We start from the raw sequence: 9,612 nt of genomic DNA on the forward strand, positions 1-9,612 counted from the left end.
CATTTTACCAATGAAAAAATACATTGTTTTACTCACAGTTGGGGTTTTAAGCGTGGTGGCCGGTTGCCGCAAAGACCCGCTCGACATTACCCCCGATGGCCGATTGACGCTGGATGGCGTTTTTAAGGATGAACGCCTGACAGAAGCCTATCTGAACAGTGCGTACGAAGAAATTCCACTCTATTTTTACCGGTATCAGTTCTTCTCGTTTCTTGCCGGTACGACTGACGAATGCCAGGATTCCGACGATGGCAACGAGGGCAGCAACATCGCTGCGAACTGGGCCACCGGCTCGCTTACACCCAGTTACAACCCGCTCGAACAGGGTGGGCAGGGAGCGGGGGTGCTGACCAACGCGGGCGTGAATCACTACGGTCGGTTCTGGGCGGGCATTCGTAAGGCTAATCTGTTCCTGGAAAATGTGCCGACTGCCACCATCTCGAACCCCGTGAACCGGAGCCGGTTTACGGCAGAGGCCAAACTGCTGCGGGCGTTCTATTATTTGGAACTTGTGAAGCAGTTCGGCCCCATGCCCATTGTGGAGAAGCCGTTTACCATCTCGACCGACTTCACGACCCTGACCCGGCCTACGTTTCAGGACAACATCAATTTCATCGTGAAAAACTGCGACGAGGCTCTTGCCAGCCCGGACCTGCCCCTGCGGATCACGGAAAACGCCGAACGGGGCCGGTTCACGAAGGCCATTGCCCACGCCATCAAATCGCAGGCTCTGCTCTATAATGCCAGCCCACTCTGGAATTCGTCGGGCGACGCGGCCAAGTGGAAAGCTGCCGCCGACGCAAGCAAACAGGCCCTGACCGCGCTCACCGCCGGGGGGCAATACGCACTGGCGGCTGATTACGGCAACTATTTCCTGAATCAGACCGACATTTCAGCCGCCCCCGCCGACCGCGAAACCATTTTCGAGCGGCCCGACAACACCGATGGGACATTTACGATTATCAACAGCTTTGCCGCCAAAACGGGGGTTTTCAAAGCGGGTTCGTGCCCTACGCAGGAGTTGGTGGATGGCTACGATATGCAGGCTACCGGCGAACCGGCCATCACGGGCTACAGCGACGAAGACCACTTGAAGCCGATCATCAACGCCACGTCGGGCTACAGCGAAACCGACCCATACAAGGGCCGCGACCCCCGATTCTACGCGACGGTGTGGCACAACGGGGCGGCTTACGGAACCATCAACGGCGTACCCTACACGATGGAAACGTTTGTGGGCGGGTCGTCGGGGCTGAAACGAGTCCCCCCCAACCGTCAGAACACGCAAACGGGCTACTACCTCCGCAAGTTTATCGACCCTAAACTGGCATCGGGAACTACGGCCAATTCGCGGTGGAAGAAATACCGGCTGGCCGAAATTTACCTGAACTACGCCGAGGCCGAAAACGAAGCCTCCGGCCCCACCGCCGACGTTTATTCGGCCATCAACACGATTCGAACGCGGGCCAAAATGCCCAACCTGCCCAACGGCCTGACCAAAGAGCAGATGCGGGAGCGGATTCGGCGCGAACGCCGGGTAGAACTGGCAATCGAGGAACACCGGTTCTGGGACGTGCGCCGGTGGAAAATCCTGTCGCAAACCGATAAATTGGTGACGGGGATGGAAATCACCAAAAAGACCGATGGTACGTTCAGCTACGCCCGGTTTGTGGCCCGTCGGCGGAGCGCGTGGCAGGATAAATTTTTGATCTTCCCCATCCCCATTGGCGAGGTTTCGACGGTTCCCGATTTCAGTAAAAACCAGAATCCGGGGTGGTAGCAACCTCACCCCCGACCCCTCTCCTTCGTAAGGAGAGGGGAGACGTGAACGTCCAGCTTACACCTGTTATAGTCATTTGAAGCAATTTGAACAAACAGTAACTAATAGACTGGTAAGACTCCCCTCTCCTTCGCAAGGAGAGGGGTCGGGGGTGAGGTCGAACAAGATTAAGCGGTATCAACTTTCCCGATAAAACCACTCTTCCTTCAACCATGAAACACCTCACCCTGAAACGCATAGCCCTGTTTGGTATCGGTCTCCTGTCCATCGCCACGATCAGCCTGACCCAGAAACCGCCGACTTCTGCCTTCGATGCCCTTGAAAAAGGGTTTCAAACGCCCCCCGATTCGGTGAAGCCGAGCGTGTATTGGTATTGGCTGAGTGACAACATCTCAAAGGAGGGCGTTACCCGCGACCTCGAAGCGATGGCCGAAATCGGGATTGGGCGGGCGTTTATTGGCAACATCGGGTTGGACAAAAACGAAACGCCCTACGGAACCGTCAAACTCTTCTCCGACGAGTGGTGGGACGTGACCAAACAGGCGATTAAAACCGGTTCGCGGGTGGGGGTGGACATTGGGTTGTTCAACAGTCCGGGCTGGAGTCAGTCGGGTGGGCCGTGGATTAAACCGACCCAAACGATGCGGTATCTGACCACCTCGGAGGTGCGTGTGAAAGGGCCAATGCGGTACGCGCAGAAACTGCCGACCGTCGTGGCTGATTTTCAGGATGTGAGCCTGCTGGCGTTCCCGGCCCCCGAAAACGATGCCGACGATCTGATGAGCTACCAGCCGACGGTCACGGCTGCGGGCGTGACGGACGCGGCCAACTTAGTCGATGGGAAACCCGAAACCGAAGCAACGTTCCCCGATAATTCATCGCTGACGATTGACATCAGTTTAGCCAAACCAATCACGGCCCGGAGCTTAGTGCTGATGCCCGCCAAAAAGCGGTTCCGGGCCGACTGCCAGTTGCAGGTAAGCGAGGGCGGGGCCTACCGAACCATCAAAACGGTTGAACTAAACCGCAGCAATCCCGAACTGAACGTGGGGTTTATGCCCTACGGCCCGGTGGCGGTCTCATTGCCGGCGACCAAAGGAGACAAGTTTCGGCTGGTTCTGACGGGGATGAGTAAAAAAGGTGGGTTGGCCGACATCCAGCTTTCGGCGGCTCCCCGGCTCGACCGCTACGTGGAAAAGCAGTTGGCCAAGATGTTTCAGACCCCCCTGCCGCTCTGGAACGAATACCAGTGGCAAACGCAGTCGGAACCCGACAGTCGGGCCTTCACCATTGATCCGGCGAAGGTCATTAACCTCTCGAAATCACTCTCGGCAGATGGGACCCTGACCTGGCAGGTTCCGGCGGGCAACTGGGTGGTGGTGCGCTTTAGCATGGTTCCCACCGGCGTGATCAATGCCCCGGCTACGCCCGAAGGTCGCGGGCCGGAGGTGGACAAGATGAGCCGGGCCGCCGTAGATGCCCACTTCAACGACTTTATCGGGGCCATCCTGAACCGCATTCCCAACGCCGACCGCACGGCCCTGAAATGGGTGGTGGCCGACAGCTACGAGACGGGTTCGCAAAACTGGACCGACGGCATGGCGGCTGATTTCAAAAAACGCTACGGCTACGACCCTACCCCCTGGCTCCCCGTACTGACGGGCCGGATTGTGGGCAGCGCGACGCAATCGGACCGGTTTCTGTGGGATGTGCGCCGGTTGGTGGCCGACCGCGTGGCCTATCAGTACGTGGGTGGTTTGCGCGAGGTGAGCAACCGAAACGGCTTGAAACTCTGGCTCGAAAACTACGGGCATTGGGGTTTCCCCGGCGAGTTTCTGCAATACGGCGGGCAGTCCGACGAGGTGGGCGGGGAGTTCTGGAACGAGGGCGAATTGGGCAGCATCGAGTGCCGGGCGGCTTCGTCGGCAGCGCACATCTACGGCAAAACGAAGGTTGCTGCCGAGTCGTTTACGTCGGCGGGGCTGGGCTATCAACGCTACCCGGCCCTGCTAAAGAAACGGGGCGACTGGTCGTTCACCGAAGGCATCAACAACACTCTGCTGCACGTGTTCATCACCCAACCCTACGCCGACAAGGTGCCGGGCGTGAATGCGGGTTTCGGCACCGAATTCAACCGCAACAACACCTGGTTTGGGCAGTCGAAGGCGTTTGTTGATTATCTGCGTCGCTGTATGTTCATGCTGCAACAAGGCAAACCCGTAAACGACGTAGTGTATTTTATTGGCGAAGACGCGCCCAAAATGACCGGCATCCGCAACCCCGAACTGCCACAGGGCTACTCCTACGACTACATCAACGCCGAAGTGCTAAACACCCGCACGGCGGTTCGGGATGGGCGGTTGGTGCTGCCCGATGGGATGTCGTACCGGCTGCTGGTGTTGCCGCAGTTGGAGACCATGCGGCCCGAACTGCTACGAAAAATTCGTGATCTGGTGGCGCAGGGGGCAGCGGTTCTCGGCCCCGCGCCCAAACGCTCACCGAGCTTACAGAACTACCCGGCGGCAGACGCGGAGGTGCGGAAATTGGCCACCGAACTATGGGGCAAGGTGGATGGAAAAACTCTGAAATCGGCCAAATTTGGCAAAGGGATGGTGTTGATGGGCATGGATATGCAAACGGCCCTGAACCAGTTGAGCGTGTTGCCCGACGTAAAACTGGCCCCGCAGCCAACCGCAACACCGACCGTACTCTACGCGCACCGCACCACCCCCGACGGCGACCTGTATTTCCTGACGAACCAAACCGACCAACCGATCAGCCTGTCGCCCGCGTTTCGCATCAGCGGCAAACAACCCGAATGCTGGGACCCGGTGACGGGGGCGATCCGGTCGTTGCCCGCATTTACGGCAACGGGCGGCAGCACGACAGTCCCGCTCAAATTAGAGCCGTTTCAAAGCTGTTTTGTCGTGTTCCGAAACCTCATCAGTCAGCCTTCGGCGGTTGCCGGGACGGGTAATTTCCCGGCTCCTACGGTGCTGACGCAGGTCAATGGCCCCTGGACGGTGACGTTCGATGCGGGCAAACGCGGCCCCGCCAAACCAGTGGCGTTCGCGACCCTAACCGACTGGTCGAAACACGCCAACGACAGCATCCGGCATTACGCAGGAACCGCCCTGTATCACAGCACCTTCACCGCAGAGAAACCCACGAAAGGCGAGCGGGTTTATCTCAATCTCGGCGCGGTGAGCGTGATGGCGCGGGTGAAACTGAACGGCACCGACGTAGGCACCGCCTGGACGGCCCCCTGGCAGGTGGACATTACGCCCGCCCTGAAAACCGGCCCGAACACGCTGGACATTGAGGTGGTCAATACGTGGGTAAACCGGTTAATCGGGGATAGTAAGTTGCCCGTCAGCGAACGCAAAACGTGGTCGAACGTAAACATTTACAAGCCTGACAGCAAGTTAGTTACGTCGGGATTGATGGGGCCGGTTACGGTGCAGGCGGTTAACTTTTCGGGGTCAAAAACAGTAGAAGCGACACGCCCAACGGGTTCTGGTTCTACCAAAAATTAGCACCATGAAGCAACTCTTTTTCCGCGCTATTGCCCTGTTCCTTAGCCTGAACGCCCTGGCGCAAACGACCCCGTCGGCCAAACTCCCGCCTATTTTCGGGGCCGAGGGAAGCCGCCTGTCCCAACCCGACCCGATGGTTCGGCAGTATTTGGCACCGGTGAAAATCGTGTGGCAAACCGGGCCGATTACCAACGCTGAACAATTGCTGAAACCCGGCAACGGGCAGGCCGATTTGTCGGGCAGAAACATGTGTTCGTTCAAAAGCACGGGGCAGACAAAACCCGGCATTCTGCTCGATTTCGGGCGGGAACTGCACGGCGGACTTCAGATCGTGACGGGGCAATGGAAGGTGAGCAAACCGATTACGGTGCGGATTCGGTTTGGCGAGTCGGTGAGCGAGGCAATGGCCGACATCGAACCCAAACAGAACGCCACCAACGACCACGCCATCCGCGACCTCGTGGTGCAGGTGCCCTGGCTCGGCAAGCTCGAAATCGGCAACACGGGCTTCCGATTCGTCCGAATTGATTTGGTCGATGGCGATACCGAACTGCTGCTGAAAGAAGCGCGGTCTATGTTCACCTACCGCGACATTCCGTATTTGGGGTCGTTCCGGTGCAACGACGAGTTGCTGAACCAGATTTGGGCAACGGGGGCCTACACCGTTCACCTGAATATGCAGGACTACCTCTGGGACGGCATCAAGCGCGACCGGCTCGTTTGGGTAGGCGACATGCACCCCGAAGTGGCCACCATCAACGCCGTATTTGGCTACAACGAAGTCGTTCCGAAAAGCCTTGATCTGTCGCGGGACATCACGCCCCTGCCCGGCTGGATGAATGGCATCAGCACCTACTCGATGTGGTGGATTCTGATTCAGCGCGACTGGTATCAACAGTATGGCAACCTCGACTATCTCGACCAGCAAAAAGCCTACCTGTTGCCACTGTTGGCCCTGTTGGCCAAAAAAATTGACGATAAAAACAGCGAAATCCTCGACGGAACCCGGTTCTTAGACTGGCCATCCAGCGAAAACAAACCGGGTATTCATGCGGGTTTGCAAGCCATGATGGTGCTGTCGCTGCGGGCCGGGGCCGACCTCTGCCGCATCCTCAACGAACCAGCCACGGCAGCCCAGTGCGAGGCTGCCGTGGCCCGGCTGAAAACCAACGTCCCCCCGCCCAACGACTCCAAACAGGGCGCGGCTTTGCTGGCGTTGGCGGGCCTGATGCCCCCGCAACAGGCCAACCGCGAGGTACTGGGCGTGGGTGGTGCCAAAAATTTCTCCACGTTTTACGGCTATTACATGCTTCAGGCCAAAGCCAAAGCGGGCGACTACAAGGGCGCATTGGCCAATATTCGGGAGTTCTGGGGCGGGATGCTCAAGCTGGGGGCTACCACGTTCTGGGAGGACTTCAACCTCGACTGGACCACCAACGCGGCCCGCATCGACGAACTGGTTCCGGCGGGCAAAAAAGACATTCACGGCGATTGCGGGGCGTATTGCTACATCGGATTCCGGCACAGCCTCTCGCACGGCTGGGCATCGGGGCCAACCCCCTGGCTGACCGAACACGTGCTGGGCATCAGCGTGGTGGAGCCGGGTTGCCGGGCCATCCGGGTTACGCCCCACCTCGAAGACCTGACCTTTGTCGAGGGGACCTTCCCCACGCCGTTTGGGGTGGTGCGGGTGAAGCACACCAAACGACCCGACGGTACGGTGCAGTCGCACATCACGGGGCCAAAAGAAGTCCGAATTATTCGGTAGCCATGAAGACCCGATTTACTCAACTCATTTTGCTGCTCCAACTTCTCCTGAGCTTCACAGCCCTTGCCCAAACCAAACAACTCGTTTCCTCTTCAAAAGCCGATACGTGGGTAGCAACCGACGCGATGGGCCGGGCCGTGGCGACAAACACGCAGGGCGGGGCCATTCGGAAAGACAAGTTCGTCGGAATTTTTTACTTCGTCTGGCATGGGGCACACGGTTACGACAAACACAGCGGTGCCTTGCCCGATGAGCGCGTGATGCCCAAAGCCGCTTCAGACACGATTAGCCCCTACGACATCAGCAAACTGCTGGCGGCCAACCCCGACAACCCGAACTACGGTCCCATCCACGCCTTTCACCACTGGGGCGAGCCTTATTTTGGCTATTATCTGCCTGATGATGAGCGGATTATTCGTAAACACGCGCAGATGTTGTCGGATGCCGGGGTCGATGTCCTGATCTTGGACATTACCAACGCTGCCATTTATCAGTGGGGTTCTTCTTCCAACGGGGCATTTCTACACGCTAAGCAACTAAGGCCTTAGTTTTAAGCCTGATTTTCTGTACATAATTGTAAACAGTCCCATAGGCGACTCCTAGTGTTCTGTAACCTTAGTCGGTAGAGTTATGTTTATGGAAAAGTACTATTTTCTTTTCTCTATCATGGCTCGTCCTGCTCGTTCATTTTCGTTACCCGCTGATGAGTTGGCTCAACTCCAGCAGATGCTCACTAAAGGCAAACAGTCGGTGCGCAGCCTCAGACGGGCTCAAGTCTTGCTGGCTCTTCAAGAAGGCAAGACGCCCGCAGCCGTGGCTCAACTCGTTGGCGTCAGCCCAGCCATGGTCTACAACATTCGCAACCGCTATCTGGCCGAAGGCTTGAACGTAGCGCTGAGTGAAAAACCCCGCCCCGGTCAGCCCAGTAAATTTGACAAAGCCGCTCAGGCTCACCTGACCGCCCTAGCCTGTAGTGAAGCCCCACAAGGTCGGAGTCGATGGACACTCCGGTTGCTGGCTGACCGCTTGGTAGAGCTACGCCTGGTGGAGTCGATTTCCCACCAGGCCGTGGGTGAGCAACTTAAAAAAACGCCCTTAAGCCTTGGCTCAAGCAGCAGTGGTGTATCGCCAAAGTAGACAGTCAATATTTGGCCAAGATGGAAGCGGTGCTGGACTTCTACGCTCAGCCGACAGACTCTCAGCGCCCCCGTTTATGTTTTGATGAACGCCCCTGTCAATTGTTGGCCGACGTATTGGCCCCGTTGCCGGTTCAACCGGGGAAAGCAGCCAAGCAAGACAATGAATACGTTAGAAACGGCACGGCGGTGGTGCTGTTGGCCTATGATTTGGACACGGGTCAGCGCTATGTGCAGGTGCGCCAACGCCGGACCAAACGGGATTACGCTGAATTTATGCACACCGTATTAACCGAGCGTTATCCCAATGTCAATCAACTGCATGTGTTGCAGGATAATCTAAACACCCACCAAGCCGGTAGTTTTTATGAACGTTTTGATGCAGTAACGGCCCATGAGTTAGCCCATCAATTTGTCTGGCATTATACACCTAAACACGGGTCTTGGTTGAACATGGCCGAAATCGAGTTTGCCGCTTTATCCAAACAATGTTTGGATCGACGCATTGGGGATATAGCCACGTTGGAAAAAGAGGTACTGGCTTGGGTAGAAGAGCGTAATCGACAAGCGGTAAAAATCAACTGGCTGTTTGACACGCCACAGGCACGGAAGAGACTGAAGCGGCATTATACAAAGATCAACCCTGAGAATAGTACAATCATTGATTCTACCGACTAAGGTTACAGACCACTAGCTGCTTACTGATTTGATTCATTGATACGCCTTGACCATGCAACACGGCGATCTCGATCTGTTTCGATTCGGCCAACGGGGGACGAGCAATGGGTTTGCCCTGCGCTTTGGCACGTGCCATACCCGCTCGTACCCGCTGACTGATGAGCGAACTCTCGAACTGGGCCAGCGAGGCCATCACATGGAAGATCAACTCGCCCGTCGGCGTGGTCGTATCGATATTCTCCTGATACGATATGAAGTCAACCCCCAAACTCTGGAACTCTTTCAGGGCATTGACCAGTGCCTGCGTCGAACGGGCGAAGCGGTCATACCGCCAGACCAGCACCACATCGATCTGTCGTTTGCGGGCGGCCCCAATCATGGCCCGATACTGCGTCCGCTCTTCCGTTGTACCCGAAGCTGTATCGACGTACTCAGCCGCGATAGCGAAACCACGCCGGTCGGCATACTCCCGTAACGGCCGGAGCTGCGTTTCTGGGTCCTGTCCTTTGTCGAGGGTAGATACGCGGGCGTATAGGGCTACCCGTTTGGGCTGATCAGACGATTTCCTGGTCATCTTGACTTATCAAAAAGGAGTTCCTTTTTGATAAGCAATTAAATGAAAAAACAGAACAATCGGGCCAAACGGGTAGCACTATATGCCAGAGTATCTACTCTGGATAAAGGGCAGGATCCACAGACCCAGCTGGACCAGTT

The 9,612-nt window shown here is 57.0% G+C and carries 5 protein-coding genes and 1 pseudogene; 5 read left to right on the top strand and 1 reads right to left on the bottom strand.

Features of this window, described 5'->3' with window-relative positions:
* Positions 1 to 10 precede the first annotated feature (10 nt).
* From F5984_RS24070 to F5984_RS27060, 5 genes and pseudogenes are all read left to right on the top strand, one after another.
* Complete coding sequence (locus F5984_RS24070) at positions 11 to 1,780, top strand: RagB/SusD family nutrient uptake outer membrane protein (protein ID WP_152126776.1); 1,770 nt, start codon at positions 11 to 13, stop codon at positions 1,778 to 1,780.
* 212 nt (positions 1,781 to 1,992) lie between these two features.
* On the top strand, positions 1,993 to 5,316 hold the full coding sequence (locus F5984_RS24075) for a glycosyl hydrolase (protein WP_152126777.1): 3,324 nt from the start codon (positions 1,993 to 1,995) through the stop codon (positions 5,314 to 5,316).
* 4 nt (positions 5,317 to 5,320) lie between these two features.
* Positions 5,321 to 7,084, top strand: coding sequence for an alpha-L-rhamnosidase-related protein (locus tag F5984_RS24080; RefSeq protein WP_152126778.1), 1,764 nt, complete (start codon positions 5,321 to 5,323; stop codon positions 7,082 to 7,084).
* Positions 7,085 to 7,086: 2 nt separating this feature from the next.
* Entirely contained in the window at positions 7,087 to 7,632 is a 546-nt protein-coding gene (locus F5984_RS24085; RefSeq protein ID WP_152126779.1) for a hypothetical protein, read from the top strand.
* A gap of 118 nt (positions 7,633 to 7,750) precedes the next feature.
* Positions 7,751 to 8,898, top strand: a pseudogene (locus F5984_RS27060) (IS630 family transposase).
* Here F5984_RS27060 and F5984_RS24105 read toward each other — a convergent pair.
* Positions 8,888 to 9,472 carry a recombinase family protein gene (locus F5984_RS24105; RefSeq protein ID WP_152126782.1) on the bottom strand — a complete coding sequence of 195 codons (585 nt, stop codon included), beginning with the start codon at positions 9,470 to 9,472 and terminating at the stop codon, positions 8,888 to 8,890. The pseudogene F5984_RS27060 and the gene F5984_RS24105 overlap by 11 nt on opposite strands.
* Between the last annotated feature and the right edge of the window lie 140 nt (positions 9,473 to 9,612).

The organism is Rudanella paleaurantiibacter (assembly GCF_009184635.1).
Classification (GTDB): Bacteria; Bacteroidota; Bacteroidia; order Cytophagales; family Spirosomataceae; genus Rudanella; species Rudanella paleaurantiibacter.